This is a genomic window from Pontibacter kalidii, assembly GCF_026278245.1.
GTDB lineage: Bacteria > Bacteroidota > Bacteroidia > Cytophagales > Hymenobacteraceae > Pontibacter > Pontibacter kalidii.
Window position 1 is genome coordinate 462,049 of sequence record NZ_CP111079.1, and the last position, 17,420, is coordinate 479,468.

Genomic DNA, 17,420 nt, shown 5'->3' on the forward strand with positions numbered 1-17,420 from the left:
CAGTTAGCAAGTATAGCGGGCCAGGGAAAACCTTTGCAGGAGAACCTCCATCCCTCCCTATCACAATAATAGTATAAATGCTTAACTTGCACAGCATCTATACTTACAGATGTATAACTATGCAACCGCAACAGATCATCACACCGCCCACATCAGCTGAGTATACCGGCTACATGGGCAACTATATCCAGCAAGCGCAAGCCGAAGACCTGATAGAGGGGCTGACGGCGAGCTATGTGTTCATCACCGGCTTGGTGCAGGGGCTAACAGAGGAGCAACTGCAGTACCGCTACGAACCAGGTAAATGGACGATCAAGGAGCTGATGGTACACATGATGGACGCCGAACGCATCTTCTCCTACCGTGCCCTGCGCTTTGCCCGCCACGATAAAACTGAGCTTCCTGGCTTTGATGAGAACCTGTACGCGCAGCATTCCAGCGCCAACACGCGGGATATCAACTCCATCATTGCAGAGTATACCTCTTTGCGCACGGCCACGATCGAGTTATTTAAAAGTTTTGATGAGGAGGCGCTGCAGCAGCGAGGCTCCGCCAATGGCGTGGAGTCGAGCGTGCGGGCACTGGGCTATGTCATACTGGGCCACGAGGTGCATCATCAGAAAATAATACGCGAACGCTACCTGAAAGCCTGAGGCAACCCATAAAGGCATTGCTATAGTCCTGCTTTTCTATATCTTTAGGTATGAATGTTTCTCTTGCATCAGCTAAAGTATGGCTATAGCCCTCACCCGTCGGAATGTAGGTATGCTGCTGGCACCGCTGCTGGCGCTGTTGGTGTGGCTGTTTACGCCCCCCCTGGCTTATGAGGCGCGCATGGTGGCCACCATCATGTCATTCTGCCTCGTGTTCTGGATGACAGAGGTGATCCCGCTGTCCATGACGGCTTTTCTGGGCGTGCTGCTGGCGGTCATGCTGGGTATAGCCGATATAAATACGGCTTTTCAGAACCTGGGCCACCCGATCATCCTGCTCTTTATCGGCAGCTTTTTGCTGGCCCGCTCCATGACGCGCCACGGCCTGGACAAGCACATCGCCCTGTTTATACTTTCCCGCCCGTTTTTTCAGCAGAGCTTGTTCCGGTTGTTCCTGGGGTTCTCGGGCATTTCCTTCGTGCTCTCGATGTGGGTGAGCAACTCAGTGACGGTAGCCATGCTGCTGCCGCTCGTGCTTGGCGTTACGAAGCTGGTGTGCCACCAGGAGCACGGGAAAAGCACAGCGGTATACTTTCTGTTGGGCGTCGCCTACAGCGCTTCCATCGGGGGAATCAGCACCATCGTTGGCTCTCCTCCTAACCTGATCGGTGTGAATTACCTGGCGCAGGAGGGCATCCGGATAGATTTTCTGCAGTGGATGTACCTGGCGCTACCCATCTCGCTGAGCATGTATGGCTTTATGTTGCTGTACATGCGCTATTTCCTGGGCAAGGGCGTCTATAACAGGCAGGTGGTACAGGCGTATGTGGCCGAGCATCATCAGAAAGAAAACAACTTAAGCAAGGGAGAACTGGTTACGATGGGCGTGTTTATGGTGGCAGTTATACTTTGGCTGGCACCGGGCTTCTTGAACCTGATGGGTCTGGAGGAGGCTTATACGTTCATGAGCACCTACTTTGCCGAGAGTACTGTGGCGGTGCTGGCTGCTTTGCTGCTGTTTCTTATCCCGCCCGGCCACGAAAACAAGGGGCAGGGTACACTGACAGCCGAGGATCTGGTAAAGATAGACTGGGATACTATTCTGCTCTTTGGCGGCGGTATGGCGCTGGGGCAATTGGTGGTCAGCTCTGGCCTGGCCGATGTGATCGGGCGCAGCATCACCACGATGATAGACCCTGAGCAACAGGTGCTGCTGGTGGTGGCGCTGGTATTCCTGGTGCTGATGCTGACGGAGGTAAGCTCCAACACGGCCATTGCTATTACGTTTGTGCCCATCATTATCGGGGTGCTGCACGGCTTGGAGTTGCCGCTGCTTTACCCGGTGCTAGGCGTGGTGGTGGCTTGTAGTATGGCCTTTATGCTGCCTGTAGCCACGCCGCCAAACGCGATTGTGTACGGCAGTAAAGAGGTGCCTATCAGTCAGATGGCCCGCACAGGTTTGCTGCTGAATATAATTGGTACGCTGCTCATTTCTGCGTGGATACTGCTCTACATGGCGCTGTAATAGCAGGTGCAGCTTCGCCGGTGCCTTAACAGCCTCTGGCAAGTACGAACCGGCATTTATCCGGGTGTGGCAGGTCAGTTTTGTACTGGTTTGCCCACACTGGCACGCACAAACTTTATATCATCACTTATACAATCATACTTTTAGCTCATGCAGAACCGCAAGTATTATAGAGTTATCATGGCCATTGCCTGTTTTGTTTTTGCCGGACTTAACGGGTACAGGGTATACACCGGAAACTACTCCACCATGGACCTGATCCTGCTGGTGGTTTTCCTGGTTTTCGGTGCAATTTATTTGTTCCTGATCTTTAAGAAGGACAAGCCGGAATAGAAGGGAAGTATAGAAAGAAAAAACCTGAAAGTCTATAATGTTCCTTCTGAACAATCAGACTTTCAGGTTCTCAACTTTTAGCCAAAGGTATCTATATTTACGCGGGTGGTTTGGAAAAGGTTATGACCTGGAAAAAATATTTTTAAATATTTTAGTACGGCATGGCCAAGCAATCTCTTTTATAGTAAGGGTTTGCCACCGGTATCCTTGTTAAACTAGCTCATGTACAGTCCTATAGCGTGTTGTTTCCGATAGGAGGCCGGAATGGGTACTAGCTGTTGTTTTGGACTTATCTCTTAACTGTTCTTCAGCTATATATTTATCCCGCAGCAGCCTCAAAATAAATTCAGCCCTGCTCAGAAGCTGCTTTTTATACTTACATGGGGTCCACGTCGGCCACGACCCTGATCCCTTTGAAATCCGGTAAGAGCCTCAGGTTAAAGATGGCTTGCGCGATCTGGCCCTTGGCAGACTTAAGGTTTGTCGTGTCACGCGGCAATTTTATATGGATCTCCTGCAGGAACAGGTTTCTTATCTTGAAGATATACGGCACCTCGGGCCCCAGCACTTGCTGCTTGCCCATGCGGTCGGTCAAATCTTTGGCCAGCACGATAGCTGCATTCTCGGCGGTGCGTTCCTCCACATGCTTCACCGTGATGCGGATCATACGCGTAAATGGCGGGTAACCGAAGCGCATACGCTCCTCTATCTCGTGCTCGTAGAGCGTCTGGTAATCATTACTAAGCACTTTGTTGAAGATCGGCTGCAACGGGTCGCGGGTCTGGATGATCACCGAACCCGGCTTGCCCTTTCTACCGGCACGCCCGCTTACTTGCACGAATAGCTGGTAGGCCCGCTCATGCGCCCGGAAATCCGGGAAGTTGATGATGGTGTCGGCATTCAATATCCCCACCAGGCTCACATGCTCAAAATCGAGGCCTTTGGTGACCATCTGGGTGCCCACCAGCACGTTGGTGCGGCCGCTCTCAAAATCCGCGATGATCTGCTGATAGCTGTTTTTCTTCTTGGTCGTGTCCAGGTCCATGCGCTGTACCTCGGCCTCGGGCAGCATGAGTTTTAGCTCGTCCTCCACCTTCTCGGTGCCGAAACCCATACTTCTGAGGGTGGTGGCACCGCAGGCGGGGCAGTCGTGGGGCATGCGCTCGTGGTAGCCGCAGTAGTGGCACCGCAGCTCGTTGTTATACTTGTGGTAGGAGAGGCTCACGGCGCAGAACTTGCACTTGGGGATCCAGGAGCACTCGTCGCAGGAGATGAAAGGAGCGTAGCCACGGCGGTTCTGGAACAGGATCACCTGCTCCTGCCGCTTCAGCCGCTCCTCGATTTCGTTTAATAACTTGGCCGAGAAGTGGCTGTGCATGGTCTTGCGCTGCTGCTCGCGGCGCGTATCCACCAGCTCTATCTCCGGCAGTTTGGCCTCGCCGAAACGCTTGGTCATACTGACGAGCCCCCAGCGGCCGGTCTTGCAGTTGTAGTAACTCTCGATAGACGGCGTGGCCGAGCCCAAGAGCGTTTTAGCTCCCTGCAGGTGCGCCATCATCAGCGCCGTTTCGCGGGCGTTGTAGCGCGGGGCCGGGTCGTACTGCTTGTAGCTGGGCTCGTGCTCCTCATCCACAATAATCAGCGACAAATCGTGGAAAGGCAAAAAGATAGAGGAGCGTACGCCGACCACCACCTGGAAACGCCCTGAGAGTACGCCCTGCCATACTTCGGCGCGCTCGTTGTCGGAGAACTTGGAGTGGTAAATGCCCAGCTTGTCGCCAAACACCTTCATCAGGCGCGTCACGATCTGGGCGGTGAGGGCAATCTCGGGCAGCAAGTATAAAACCTGTCCGCCGCTGTCTAGGGCGTGCTTGATCAGGTCGATGTATACCTCGGTTTTGCCGCTGCCCGTTACGCCATGCAGCAGCACCGTTTCCTTCTCTTTAAACAAGCCCAGAATCTCGTCCTTGGCCTGCAGTTGGTGCTCCGACAGCGCCATGGGCAGCTGCTGGTTTTCATGCTCCATCGGAAAGCGCGACACAATCTGGTCGAACTGCTCGAGCACGCCCTTTTTAATAAGTGTATTGATGGACGAGGCCGACAGGTGCGGGTTGTTAGTGAGCGCGCTTTTCTCAATGCCCCGGTAGTTCAGGTGGATATCCTGGTGCACGGGTACGAGCTGCAGGTAGTTGAGCAGGATGTCGAGTTGCTTGGGCTGTGGCGTGAGCTGGTTGAACAGCTCCTCCAGCAGGCCCTCCTCCTGCACAAAGTGCTCTGTAATACGGATTTTCTTCACCACCTTCGGCGAGAACTTATCGCTTACCTGCTCATAAATAATAATTGCCTCCTTTTGGATGAGCGACTTGATGAACTTGTGGTAACTCTTGAGCTGCAGCAGGTTACCTACCTCCGTAAACGTGAGGGCCTGATTGTTCTGCAAGGCAAAAATGATCTTCTCCTCCTGCGGGGCAAGTATAAGCTCGTCCTCCTCGGGATTGTAGTGCGGGTGCAGCTGTATCCGCGATTCGCTGCTGAGCTTTAGCGCAGAGGGCAGGGCGGCGTTGATCACCTCGCCCAGGGTACACATGTAGTAATCGGCAATCCACTTAAAAAGCTTGAGCTGCGGCGCCGTGATGATGGGCTTGTCGTCGAGCACATCCAGAATATACTTGGCCTGGTAATCGGCGGGGGCGTTTTCGTGTACCTCCGCCACGATGCAGCTCAGCACTTTTTTGGCCCCGAACTGCACAATCACCCGCACGCCCACCGATACCTCATCGTTCATCTCGTAAGGGATGCGGTAGGTGTACAGCTTGGGCAGGGGCAGGGGCAGAATCACGTCGGCAAACAGCGTAACGCGGTCTGTGGCCGGCTCCGGGGGGTAATTAAAGTTCAGTAGCTCAGACAAGGGTATTTATACTTTAGCTAAGTACAAAGGTCGTAAAATTTGATGAAAGTATGCAGGCGGTAAAGTGAGAAGTAGGAGAGGCGGATTTATACTTTGGCAGGTGCGGGTAAAAAACTTAACTTAAGCTTTGGTAAATCTTCAGTAGATGATTTAGTACCTCCAAATGAACCTGTACTTTCACTAAAACCTGAATCTATATGATAACTAAAACGGTATACTTTGCCAGTTTGCTGCTGCTGTTTTGCAGCACTTTTGTACTTGCCCAAACCCAAACCATGCGCGTAGCCACCTACAACATCCGGTATGATAACAAAAGCGATACAACCAATGCCTGGAGCAAACGCTTGCCCGTTATCGCTGACCTGGTGCAGTTCCATGATTTCGATATTTTCGGTACGCAGGAGGTACAGCACCACCAGCTGGAGGGAATGGCAAAGGCGCTGCCGACCTATGGCTACATTGGCGTGGGCCGCGATGATGGCAAGCAGGCGGGGGAGTATGCGGCCGTTTTTTACAAGAACGACAAGTATAAACTACTCAAAGAAGGCAATTTCTGGCTCTCTGAAACCCCTGAGAAACCGGGCAAAGGCTGGGATGCCGATTTTCCGCGCGTGTGTACCTGGGGCCAGTTCAGAGATCAGCATTCGGGCTTTGAATTCTTCCTCTTCAACGTGCACTTCGACCATCGGGGCGAAAAAGCCCGCCAGGAGAGCGTGAAGCTGATCCAAAAGAAGGTGCAGGAGATTGCCAAAAAAGCACCGGTTATACTTCTCGGAGACTTCAACTTTGATCAGCACGACGAGAAGTATAAAACTCTGACAGCCTCCCACCTGAAAGACGCTTATGAGACAACCGCCATGCGTTATGCGCCGCGCGGTACTTTCAATGGCTTTGAGGCCACCCGAAAGTCTGACGGCCGCATCGACCACATCTGGCTTAGCCCTGAATTTAAAGTCGCCAGGTACGGGATTTTGACCGATACTTACGCCAATGGCCTGTTCCCTTCCGACCACTTCCCGGTGGTTGCGGAAGTAAGGTATGAGGTGAAGAAGAAGTAGGTGCCTGCCTTCTGACTTTTATCCTTCTAACTTTTCTTTGAGTTCCGGGTTTTCCTAAAGAACAACTAAACTTTTGTAAATGATGAAGATTGGTATCACTGGAGCTACAGGGCAACTGGGCCGCCTGGTTGTAGACAAGCTCAAGGAAAAAGTATCCTCAGATAATATTGTCGCACTTGTGCGTTCACCACAGAAGGCTTCCGACCTTGGCGTGGAAGCGCGCGAAGCCGACTACGAAAAACCCGAGACGCTGGAGAACGCATTGAAAGGAATAGACACGCTGTTGCTGATTTCGGGAAGCGAGGTAGGAAAGCGCGCCGAGCAGCATCAAAACGTGATAGAAGCTGCGAAAAAATCTGGAGTGAGGTGGATTGTTTACACAAGTTTACTTCATGCGGATACTTCTTCGGTTAGTCTGGCAGAGGAGCACCGGGTAACGGAAGCGGCGCTGAAAGATTCAGGTATTCCCTACACACTCCTCCGGAACGGTTGGTACACCGAGAACTACACAGGCTCCATTCAAGGAGCACTGGCAGGCGGCGCGTTTATTGGCAGCGCAGGCGAAGGCAAGATTTCTGCCGCCACCCGTGCCGATTTTGCTGATGCGGCCGTTGCTGTTTTAACCGGTGAGGGGCACCAGGGTAAAGTATACGAGCTTGCCGGAGATGAGGCTTTCACGCTCAGCGACCTGGCCGCAGAGATCTCTAGGCAGACTGGCAAAGATATCCCCTACAAGAACCTGCCGGAGGCGGACTATGCAGCTGCCCTTACCAGCTTTGGCTTGCCCGAGGGGCTGGCGCAGGCCATTGCCGGCTGGGACGTGGCCGCCTCGCATGATGCCTTGTATGATGATAGTCGCCAGCTTTCCAGGTTAATTGGCCGCCCCACCACGCCTTTATCCGCTGCAGTGGCGGATGCATTGAAAGGGGCCTAAAAAGCAAAGTATAGCCTGATAGGTTTCTTATCAGGGAAGGTACAGAAACACAAAGAGCTACTTATTCTAGTAGCTCTTTATGTTTCTGTACTTGATTAAGCCATTGGTGAAGCTGAAAGTGATAAGGGGATGTCCGTCAACCGTACTGCAAGGCCTGAGCTTACCCGCTTATCTGGCGCAGGCATCCGCTTGTGTGCGGGGAGTTACTGTTCCAGTTTAAACTTTACGCTTACACTGCTCTCTACTTTAATTTTTTCAAATTGTATATCAGCTGGTTTGGGCTCTGATTTAGTTGAAGTTCCGTAACCCCTGACAACAATTCCGGCAACTCGCCCTTGAAGGTCATTTTGTACGGCATTGTTGCTTTGGTCGGAAATATAGATAGCAGCTCCCACTTTCTGGTTTAAGGGGGAAACTAAGTATTCTGCCTGCTTTTTGGCTTTTGCAATTGCCTTGGATTTGAGCGCCAACTTTAGTTGGTCCATACCTGAGAACTCAGTTCGGTCCAGGTGAATATTGGAAACTTCGATTTTCTCCAACTCCAAAATAACCAGGCCTGCTGTTTGTGCATCATTAACTTTCAATGAGTAAACTTTGGTCTTCAGAACATCTTGCCCTTTAAGAAAATATTTTTTGAAATTACTCCCCAGGTCATTTAGCACGAGGTTTTTAGCTGTATTAATTCCCAGCTTTTGGAGTGTTTCTTCCATTTTGGACTCTAATTCCTCAACAGAACTTTTACCTTTTGTATCTTTTTCATTGATCAAGATGTTCAGGTAAATTTCATCAGGAGTTACCAGCGTATCTACCGATGCAGCTGTCTCTATAAATGGCTGGTCTATGAAATTCTTTGTCTGCCCAAAGCTTACAATGGACTGAAGCATCGCATAGATTATGATAAAATACAGTTTATTCATGAGTTCAGTGCTTAGTAAGGTGTTTGGCTTTCAAAGATATTTCTGATGGCTAGATTTTATTAAAAATTGCCGTTTATGAGCCTGAACTACTTTTGTAGCAGCACAAGCAGACGCCTGCGCTATAAAAGTTGGTGCTAGCTAAGTAAGTCATGTCTGAGTTACTACCGCACCTGCGTCTTATCTACCCGCGTAGGCGTATCCTCGCCATTCACCACACCCTCAGAGGCCAGAGCAATGGCGCGGATCATGTTGGTCAGGTGCTCCATGTTGAGCTGAGAGAGCTCGTCGTGCACGGTGTGGTAGGTTTTATCCTGGTCTATCTGCACCGAAGAGATCGTATGGGCCGGCACACCGAGGCGGGCCAGCGTGGCGTTGTCGGAGCGGTAGAACAGGTTCTGCTCGGGGTAAGGGTCGGGGTGGATGCTGTAGGTGGTGCCTTCCAGCCGTTTCTGCATCAGCGGGCCCAGGTTGGAGCGTTCAAAGCCGGTGAGGTAAGCGCTGTTCGGGCCGAACTTAGAGGGTTTGCCTACCATTTCGATGTTGAACATGGCCACGATCTGGTCAGGGTTAAGTTGCTCGGAGAAGTACTTGGACCCGAAGCCGCCCATTTCCTCAGCCGTGAAGGCCACAAATAACAAGGTGCGCTCCGGCTGCGGCTGTTTTTTGTAGTAGTCAGCCAGTAACATCATGGCGGTGGTGCCGGCGGCATCGTCGTCGGCGCCGTTGGCAATGCTGTCGCCCTCCACAGCGGGCTGGACGCCGATGTGGTCGTAGTGGCCCGAGAACACCACAAACTCATCTTTGCGCTTGCCCTCAATCATGCCGCCCACGTTGGTCAGCTGCAGCTGCTCTATTTTGTTCTCCACCTCCAGTTTGTACTTTTTGGCCTGCAACTGGTCTGTGAGTATGAACACCTTGCTGCCTTCCTCGACAAGTTGCTGCTTCACGCTGCCACGGCCCATGTAGTGCTGATAGCGGCTAAAGATTTCCTCATGCTTGGGGTGCACCAGCACCAGCACATCCTCGGTACTGTTATTCAGCTCGCGCAGCACTGCCCGAAAGTCATCGTTCTCCCCTATGGTCACCACCTTCTGCTTGCCCTTGTGCTTCCACTCTACCTCTTCTTTCTCGGTGATGGCAAACATACTTTCCGGTTTTATCTTTTTGCCGTTAAGCTTGGCCTCTTTTTCATCCGGGGAGATGCGGTACACGCTAAAGGTCTGCAGGTGGTCGTCCTCACCGGGGAGCGGCTGCAGGCCGATGCGCTGGAACTCCGCCTGAATAAATTTGGCAGCTTTTTCGATGCCGGGTGTAAAGGAGGCGCGGCCCTGCATGTCATCATCGCTGAGAGTGGAGACAATACGGGTAACCTCATTCTGGGTGATGGTGCTTACCTGCTGCGCTGAGGCAGCAGTGAAAAGGCCGCAGGCAAAAGCTAGTGCGGTAAATTTTAGTTTCATGGGGTAGCGTCTATGGATTCTGGGAAAATAATGAGCATATTGTCAGCGGAGGCAGGCAACGCCTTAGCAAAACAAATATAGTGTTTCTATGGACAAAAGCGCAGACATAAACTGGCTGAAGTGGCTGCAGTTTACCGTGCTGGTTTCGGTGATCTTATACTTTGGGAGTTCGCTGTTTATCCCGCTCAGTTTTGCCCTGCTCATCAGCTTTGTGCTCTACCCGGTCTGCCTGTGGCTGGAGCAGAAAAACTTTCCGCGCTGGGCTGCCATAGCCCTCTGCCTGCTGCTGTTGCTGGGGCTGATAGGAGGGTTGGGGTATCTGTTGGTGCGCCAGGTGCTGCGTTTTGGAGAGGAGTGGCCACAGCTGCAGGGTAAGCTGAAGGCAGCCTGGGCAAACATCAGCCTGTACGCAGAAGACCATTTTGGAATAGATGCCGCCAAACAGGTGGCCTGGCTCGAGGGGATGGCGGCTGATGTGGCTTCCTCTGCCTTTGCCCTGGTGCAGGGGGTGGTCTATACCTCGGCAGTGTCGCTGGTGCTGCTGGTGCTGATCCCGATTTACGTGGCGCTTATACTTTATAACCGTGAGGCGCTGGCCAGGGCCTTGTACTCTTTTTTCCCGAAGGACGAACACCAGAAGATTCACCAGATTCTGCATGAAACCATCACCACGTACTATAACTTTATCAAAGGCATGGCCATTGTATACTTGGTGGTGGGGGTGTTAAATAGCCTGGGGCTGCTGATTATAGGTGTGCCGCATGCCATTTTCTTTGGGGTGGTCGCCTCAGTGCTCACATTCATACCTTATGTAGGCATCACCATTGGGGCCATACTTCCCATGGCAGTGGCCTGGATCACCTATGATTCGATGTGGTACCCGCTGGGGGTGGTGCTGGTGTTTGGCGTGGTGCAGTACCTGGAGGCGAACCTGATTTTCCCGTGGGCCGTGAGCGCGCGGCTGCAGGTAAATATGCTGTTTACGCTGCTGGCTATTGTGGCGGGCGGTATACTTTGGGGCGCCTCCGGCATGATCCTGTTCATTCCTTTCCTGGCCATACTTAAGCTTATTGCTGATAAGCACCACCGCATGCGGCCAATCTCGCTGCTGCTGGGCAGCGGGAAGGGCAAGTGATTTTACGGACGTTTGCGCCAGAGCAGTTCCAGGTTTGAATAGCCAAAGACCTCCCTGCTTGCCAAAGGCTACTAGCAGGGCACAAGTATAAAATAAGTTATTCTGCCGTGAGTATTCAGCCTTATCTTGTTTCGTAACTTTTTGATTTTCGGCTTCAATTATCTCCTTGAGGGGACAATTCTTCAGAATCAGAGCTTATTCCAGAAAAGATATGGAACAAGACAAGGCTTTCAACTCGTGTTTTTCCATTGCAGCAAGCTTGCAGCTTGCATTAGCCAGCAATAACCTGTATTGTATGCATCTGCAAGCTGAAAGCTTGCCCCATCAAAAGCCACAAGATGGAATCTTGCGGCAGTAGTCGTATGTGTCCCAAATCCCGGCCCTGTTTCGGGAGAAGGGCAGGGGTGGTTAAGCGAGGCACTACAGCTAGCCCCTTACAGGAGTTGCGTACGATGCAAACTAGGCGGGATAAAACAAAAAAGGCTACCCAAGCGGGTAGCCTTTTCTATACTTTAAGTTTATACGTTACTCTTTCGTCTTGTCCGTGTCGGTAGACTTGGTTGGCTCTGTCTCTTCTGCCTCATCCGATGCGCCCTTGGCTTTCTTGCCGCCCGACTTCTTGGATGTGAAGGTCAGTTTTTCTTCGCCTTCCTTGTATTCCACCTGGATCACGTCCCCCTGGTTTACCTCGGCCTTCAGTATCTCCTCCGCAATCGGGTCTTCGATATACTTCTGAATAGCCCGGTTCAGCGGACGCGCGCCGTACTTCGGATCGTAGCCTTTCTCGGCCACGAAGTCTTTCGCTTCTTTCGTCAGCTCGATAGTATAGCCAAGGCCTTCTACGCGCGTGAACAGTTTCTTTAGCGACAGCTCGATGATCTTGTGCATGTGCTCACGGTTAAGTGAGTTGAACACGATCACGTCGTCCAGACGGTTCAGGAACTCTGGCGAGAACGTTTTCTTCAGGGCGCTGGCAATAGTGCCTTTCATGATGTCGTCCACGTTCTCCTGCTTGCTCTTCGACATAAAACCGATACCAGCCCCGAAGTCCTGCAGGTCGCGGGCACCGATGTTGGATGTCATGATGATGATCGTGTTACGGAAGTCAACCTTGCGGCCCAATCCGTCGGTCAGGATACCATCATCGAGCACCTGCAGCAGCAGGTTATACACATCCGGGTGCGCTTTCTCGATCTCGTCGAGCAGCACTACAGAGTATGGCTTGCGGCGGATCTTCTCAGTCAGCTGGCCACCTTCTTCGTAACCCACATATCCCGGAGGCGCTCCCACCAGGCGAGACACGCTGAATTTCTCCATGTACTCACTCATGTCGATACGCACCAGCGAATCTTCCTTGTCGAACAGGTACGTGGCCAGCACTTTGGCGAGCTCCGTTTTACCTACACCAGTAGGGCCGAGGAACACGAACGAGCCAATCGGCTTCTTGGGATCTTTCAATCCTACGCGCGTACGCTGGATGGCTTTCACCAACTGCGTAATCGCCTTGTCCTGGCCAATCACTTTGCCTTTCAGCTCCTCGCCCATGTTCAGAAGCTTCTGTCCTTCGTTCTGGGCGATGCGCTTCACCGGTATACCTGTCATCATGGCAATAACCTCTGCCACATTTTCCTCTTTTACCGTATAGCGCTTCTTCTTGGTCTCGTCTTCCCAGTTGCGTTTTGCGGTTTCGAGCTGGTCGATGAGTTTTTTCTCCTTGTCGCGCAGCTGGGCTGCCTCCTCATACTTCTGGCTCTTCACCACGCGGTTTTTCTCCACCTTGATGTTCTCGATCTGCTCTTCCAGTTTCAGGATGTCATCCGGCACCACGATGTTGTTGATGTGTACGCGCGCACCCGCCTCATCCAGGATATCGATCGCCTTGTCTGGCAGGAAGCGGTCGCTCATGTAGCGGTCCGAAAGCTTCACACAGGCCTCAATGGCCTTATCGGTATAATTTACATGGTGGTGGTCCTGGTACTTGTCCTTGATGTTGTGCAGGATCTCCATGGTCTCCTCAGGCGTGGTAGGATCTACCATCACGATCTGGAAACGACGGGCCAGCGCACCATCCTTCTCAATGTACTGGCGGTACTCATCCAGCGTGGTGGCACCGATGCATTGGATCTCGCCACGGGCAAGGGCTGGCTTGAACATGTTAGAGGCGTCCAGAGAGCCTGAGGCGCCACCGGCTCCCACAATGGTGTGCAGCTCATCAATGAACAGGATCACGTCCGGTGACTTCTCCAGCTCGTTCATCACGGCTTTCATACGCTCTTCGAACTGGCCTCTATACTTGGTGCCGGCCACTAAAGAGGCAAGGTCCAGGGTAACCACACGCTTGTTAAACAGCACGCGGCTCACCTTTTTCTGGATAATGCGCAGGGCAAGTCCTTCAGCGATAGCGGTTTTGCCAACACCCGGCTCGCCAATCAGGATCGGGTTATTCTTTTTACGGCGGCTCAATACCTGGGCCACACGCTCAATCTCTTTTTCCCGACCAACGATCGGGTCCAGCTTATCGTCTTCGGCCAGCTTGGTTAGGTCGCGGCCAAAATTGTCGAGCACCGGGGTGCGCGATTTCTCCCCTGGCTTCTTGCTTGCAGAGCTGCCAGAACGGGACGATGAGCTACCAAACAGTTTGTCTGAGTCATCAGAATCATCAGTGTCTGACGACGCCAGCGGATTATTGCTATGATAATCCAGAGAGTCTCTTATTGCTTCGTAGTTCACGTTAAATTTCGCTAAAATTTGAGAAGATATATTGTCCTCGTCCCGCAGGATGGACAACAGAAGATGCTCTGTGCCAATAATATCGCTCTTGAAGATCTTTGCCTCCAGGTAGGTTATCTTGAGCACCTTTTCGGTCTGCTTCGTCAGAGGGATACTGCCCGTTATGCTGCTGTTTTGTGATGCTGTATTTCGTGTAGCCTGCTCTAAAGCGTACTTTAATTCATCTATCGAAACGCCAAGCTTCTTCAGCAGAGAGATGGCCGTACCTTCTCCTTCCCGAATCATCCCCAGCACCAAATGTTCGGTGCCGATGTAGTCATGGCCAAGCCGGATGGCTTCCTCGCGGCTAAGGGAGATGACCTCTTTTACTCGGTTTGAGAATTTTGCTTCCATGTATACTATACTCCGTGTATTCTTATAAAGTATGAAATTTATAACTGCTTGATTATGACAGTTACTATCTATTATCCAAACAAGCTTTTCGGTACAAATGTTCAGCTTGATGGGCGCCGCTACTGAAGGAAAGAAATCGACGCTGGCCCCTGTGTAAACAACAAGTCAATTATACTAAGCTCTGGTACAAATTGTTTGCCAAATACTTGTGTATATGGTATTACGTGCAAATTGTCAGGATAGATTTTTGGATGTACCCGGTTTCTGAGGTCCAGCACGTCTGCGGGGGGCTGAATCCGGTACTCCTCCGTATAATTCAGCTGTTTGTTTAGTTTTAGTAATTTAAGATAAAGCTTTAAAAGTTCAACGTTCAGCTCAAACAAATATTTCGGCTGCCGCTCGTACACCTCCCGCAGGTAGTCTCCATAAAATTCAAAATAAGGAGCCCGTCCGTACGCCGCCTGTATAGTGCGCCAGTGCACCAGCTGCCATTTTTGGCTGTAGTCAATCTCAATTTCCCGTATCGGTGTCTTTATCTGGCTGTTGCCACGCAGCACCGGCACGCTCAGCGGCTGCACCCCGTGGGCCGTGAGCACATGGCAGCGGTTGCGGTAGCTCTGCTTGACGTAGTTCTCGTGCGCCTCCAGCTGTATACTCTCACAGCGAAGCGCGTGCCAGAAAAAAGCCACCGGCGGGTTATACATGGTTTCGGTTAAGAGAATCAAAGGGAGTTAGAGTGTTAGAAAGTTAGAGAGTTAGAAAGTTGACTTTGTGACAAGGGACAAAAGAAGGTTATAAAACAGGTGACTCCTTTGTCTTTTATCACAAAATCCTTTGTCAGCAGCGTGGCTGCCATTCGCTAAATAAGCACAAGTTCTGAGATTTCATAATGCGGGGTGATGGTTGTACCTTTGCGGTTGCTCCGTTTTCCCGTGAATAAAAGTATAAACATACCCCCGCTCTATTACCCGCTCTGGCTGCTGCTGAAAGGTTTGTCGCTGCTGCCGCTGCCGGTATTGTACCTCTTGTCCGACTTCCTGTACCTGATTGTTTACTACGTGGTGGGCTACCGCAAAAAGGTGGTGCTAAACAACCTGCGGAACGCCTTTCCGGAGAAAAGCACCGCCGAAATCCGGCAGATAGCCAAGGACTTTTACAAGCAGTTTATGGATGTGGTGGTGGAGATACTGAAGCTCCGGTCGATGGGCGCAGCTGAAATGGAGCGGCGCATTGTTTTCTCGAACCAGGAGCTGCTGGATGATTTTGTGCAGCAGGGCAAGACCGTTATTACCATGGGCTCACACTCCTGCAACTGGGAGTGGGTGCTCTCTGCCGGGGCAGTGCAGTTCAGTTTCCCAGCCTATGGCATCTATAAGCCGCTGAATAACCCGTTCTTCGAGGCCTTTATGCTGAAGACGCGCAGCAAACTAGGGGCAGGGCTGATAAAGATGAAAGATACCCTTCGCGATTTTGCCGCCAACCGCAACATGCCGCGCGTGGTGGCTATGCTCTCAGACCAGACGCCCCTTAAAAGCGAGATCACGTTCTGGACTACTTTCTTACATCAGGACACCCCTTTTTATGAAGGAGCCGAAAAGCTGGCCAAAAAATTCAAATGCCCGGTTCTGTTCCTGGATGTAAAACGTACGAAACGCGGGTATTACACGTTAACGTTCGACGTAATCTCGGATGGTACTTCAGATACAGTTCCGATTACTGAAGTTTTTGCACAAAAGCTGGAAGCTGCCATCCGCCGCGCTCCCGCCAACTACCTCTGGACCCACAAACGCTGGAAACACAAGCGGCCGCAGAGTTAGAGAGTTGGGGAGTTCGAGAGTTTAGGAGTTAAGGGAAAGTATAAAGTACAACGAGTAGGCGTATTAAAAGGGAGGAGTAAGTATAAACTGCGTGATATAAAGCAGATCACGATCATGACACCTTATTACATATTAGCCTTTTAACTCTCTAACTCCTAAACTCCCCAACTCTCTAACTCCTAAAGGTACTCTTCAATATCCCCGGCGCCAGGGCGGAGTACTTCAAAAGAGTTATTGGTCACGTCCACCACGGTAGAGGCAATGTTGTTACCAGGTCCTCCGTCTATCACGGCATCCACCAGGTTTCTATACTTTTCATAGATCAGCTCCGGGTCGGTGCTGTATTCGAGTACCTCATCATCGTCGCGAATAGAAGTGGAGAGGATGGGGTTTCCGAGCTCCTTTACCAGTTGCAGTGCAATGTTGTTGTCTGGCACGCGTATGCCCACGGTTTTCTTCTTGGCGCTGGCATACTTGGGTACGTTGCTGGTGGCGTTCAGCACAAAAGTAAACGGCCCCGGCAGCGCCTTTTTCATCACCTTGTAGGTGGGGGTATCTATTTTAGCGTAGTCGGAAATGTGGGTAAGGTCGGAGCAGATGAAGGAAAGGTTCACCTTATCGGGTTTCACGCCTTTTATCTGGCAGACGCGCTCAATGGCGCGCGCATTGTGGATGTCGCAGCCAAGGCCATAGATGGTATCGGTAGGGTAGATGATGATGCCCCCGTTGCGGAGTATGTCCACTACCTCACGTATCTTTCGCTCCTGTGGATTGTCGGGGTGTATTTGTACAAAAGCTGCGTTGCTCATTTTTCAGGTGTTGTTGATTTTAAAATAGAGATACTGCTTCGGGTGCAGAAGCGTTGCAAAACGTATACTTCCGCTCAGCTTTTAAACTCGCTCCTGAGCAGGCTGTATACCTCCAGGTCGTGGAAGTGGTCGTTCAGGAACTCTCCTTGCCGCTGTACCCCCTCCAGCGTGAAGCCCAGTTTCTTGGGGATGTTGCTGCTGCGCGCGTTGCCCACGCCTACCCTGATCTCCACACGGTTCATGCGCAGTTTCTCGAAGGCATAGGCCAGCAGTGTTTGGCAGGCGCGGCGCATAATGCCTTTTCCCTGCTTGCCCTCGGCCAGCCAATAGCCGATCTCCAGTTTCTTATTGAGTTTATCCACCCCCTTAAACCCGATGAGGCCGCACACCTTCTGCTCATGCACGATCACGAAAACCAGGTCGGAGGTATTGCCCGGCGCAGAGACATACTTCAGGTAGGCTTCGGTATCGCCCACGTCCTGGCTAAAATCTATAAAAGGCAGCCACTGGCGCAGGTACGGCCGGTCGCGGTCTATGATGTGATACAAGGCAGGCGCATCGGCTGTGGTGGCACGGCGCAGGTACAGGTCCGGGGCTACGGGCAGCTGTAAAAGCGGGACAGCAGGTTTCATAGTTTTATACTTACACGTGAACAAGCAAGTTAATCAACTTCGCCCATACTGCCAGCAAGGGCGGTTAAACAAAGCTTCGGGAAGTATAGTTTAAGGAATATAACGCAGCCTTCAGA

15 protein-coding genes are annotated in these 17,420 nt (G+C 51.7%); 8 read left to right on the forward strand and 7 right to left on the reverse strand.

Features of this window, described 5'->3' with window-relative positions:
• Window positions 1–119 precede the first annotated feature (119 nt).
• The 3 genes from OH144_RS02000 (at window position 120) to OH144_RS02010 (ending at window position 2,511) form a co-directional block, all read left to right on the forward strand.
• Window positions 120–653: a DinB family protein gene (locus tag OH144_RS02000; RefSeq protein ID WP_266204611.1), complete on the forward strand. Its 534-nt coding sequence runs from the start codon at window positions 120–122 to the stop codon at window positions 651–653.
• Window positions 654–732: 79 nt separating this feature from the next.
• A complete protein-coding gene (locus OH144_RS02005) occupies window positions 733–2,178 on the forward strand; it encodes an SLC13 family permease (RefSeq protein ID WP_266204612.1) in 1,446 nt (481 codons plus the stop codon).
• Window positions 2,179–2,328: 150 nt separating this feature from the next.
• Complete coding sequence (locus OH144_RS02010) at window positions 2,329–2,511, forward strand: hypothetical protein (RefSeq protein WP_266204613.1); 183 nt, start codon at window positions 2,329–2,331, stop codon at window positions 2,509–2,511.
• Between the two features lie 376 nt (window positions 2,512–2,887).
• Here OH144_RS02010 and priA read toward each other — a convergent pair whose 3' ends face one another.
• Entirely contained in the window at window positions 2,888–5,419 is a 2,532-nt protein-coding gene (gene priA / locus OH144_RS02015) for a replication restart helicase PriA (protein ID WP_266204614.1), read from the reverse strand.
• A gap of 197 nt (window positions 5,420–5,616) precedes the next feature.
• Between priA and OH144_RS02020 the strand changes: the two genes are divergently transcribed.
• On the forward strand, window positions 5,617–6,477 hold the full coding sequence (locus tag OH144_RS02020; RefSeq protein ID WP_266204615.1) for an endonuclease/exonuclease/phosphatase family protein: 861 nt from the start codon (window positions 5,617–5,619) through the stop codon (window positions 6,475–6,477).
• A 79-nt stretch (window positions 6,478–6,556) separates the two neighbouring features.
• Window positions 6,557–7,411 carry an SDR family oxidoreductase gene (locus OH144_RS02025; RefSeq protein ID WP_323134772.1) on the forward strand — a complete coding sequence of 285 codons (855 nt, stop codon included), beginning with the start codon at window positions 6,557–6,559 and terminating at the stop codon, window positions 7,409–7,411.
• A gap of 203 nt (window positions 7,412–7,614) precedes the next feature.
• Here the strand turns inward: OH144_RS02025 and OH144_RS02030 are convergent, their stop codons facing one another.
• On the reverse strand, window positions 7,615–8,328 hold the full coding sequence (locus OH144_RS02030) for an SIMPL domain-containing protein (RefSeq protein ID WP_266204616.1): 714 nt from the start codon (window positions 8,326–8,328) through the stop codon (window positions 7,615–7,617).
• Between the two features lie 161 nt (window positions 8,329–8,489).
• Window positions 8,490–9,788, reverse strand: coding sequence for a M20/M25/M40 family metallo-hydrolase (locus OH144_RS02035; protein WP_266204617.1), 1,299 nt, complete (start codon window positions 9,786–9,788; stop codon window positions 8,490–8,492).
• Between the two features lie 88 nt (window positions 9,789–9,876).
• Between OH144_RS02035 and OH144_RS02040 the strand changes: the two genes are divergently transcribed.
• Together OH144_RS02040 and OH144_RS02045 are read left to right on the forward strand one after the other, a co-directional pair.
• A complete protein-coding gene (locus OH144_RS02040) occupies window positions 9,877–10,923 on the forward strand; it encodes an AI-2E family transporter (RefSeq protein WP_266204618.1) in 1,047 nt (348 codons plus the stop codon).
• Between the two features lie 211 nt (window positions 10,924–11,134).
• Window positions 11,135–11,281 (forward strand): hypothetical protein, encoded by a 147-nt coding sequence (locus tag OH144_RS02045; RefSeq protein WP_266204619.1) that lies wholly within the window; start codon window positions 11,135–11,137, stop codon window positions 11,279–11,281.
• Between the two features lie 167 nt (window positions 11,282–11,448).
• Here OH144_RS02045 and OH144_RS02050 read toward each other — a convergent pair whose 3' ends face one another.
• Together OH144_RS02050 and OH144_RS02055 are read right to left on the reverse strand one after the other, a co-directional pair.
• Window positions 11,449–14,046 (reverse strand): ATP-dependent Clp protease ATP-binding subunit, encoded by a 2,598-nt coding sequence (locus OH144_RS02050; protein ID WP_266204620.1) that lies wholly within the window; start codon window positions 14,044–14,046, stop codon window positions 11,449–11,451.
• A gap of 119 nt (window positions 14,047–14,165) precedes the next feature.
• Window positions 14,166–14,771 carry a WbqC family protein gene (locus tag OH144_RS02055; RefSeq protein ID WP_266204621.1) on the reverse strand — a complete coding sequence of 202 codons (606 nt, stop codon included), beginning with the start codon at window positions 14,769–14,771 and terminating at the stop codon, window positions 14,166–14,168.
• Window positions 14,772–14,978: 207 nt separating this feature from the next.
• On the opposite strand from OH144_RS02055, the gene OH144_RS02060 reads away from it, so the two are divergent.
• Window positions 14,979–15,863 (forward strand): lysophospholipid acyltransferase family protein, encoded by an 885-nt coding sequence (locus OH144_RS02060; RefSeq protein ID WP_266204622.1) that lies wholly within the window; start codon window positions 14,979–14,981, stop codon window positions 15,861–15,863.
• Window positions 15,864–16,042: 179 nt separating this feature from the next.
• Here OH144_RS02060 and OH144_RS02065 read toward each other — a convergent pair whose 3' ends face one another.
• Window positions 16,043–16,672 (reverse strand): L-threonylcarbamoyladenylate synthase, encoded by a 630-nt coding sequence (locus OH144_RS02065; protein WP_266204623.1) that lies wholly within the window; start codon window positions 16,670–16,672, stop codon window positions 16,043–16,045.
• A 74-nt stretch (window positions 16,673–16,746) separates the two neighbouring features.
• Window positions 16,747–17,304, reverse strand: coding sequence for a GNAT family N-acetyltransferase (locus OH144_RS02070; RefSeq protein WP_266204624.1), 558 nt, complete (start codon window positions 17,302–17,304; stop codon window positions 16,747–16,749).
• Window positions 17,305–17,420: the final 116 nt, after the last annotated feature.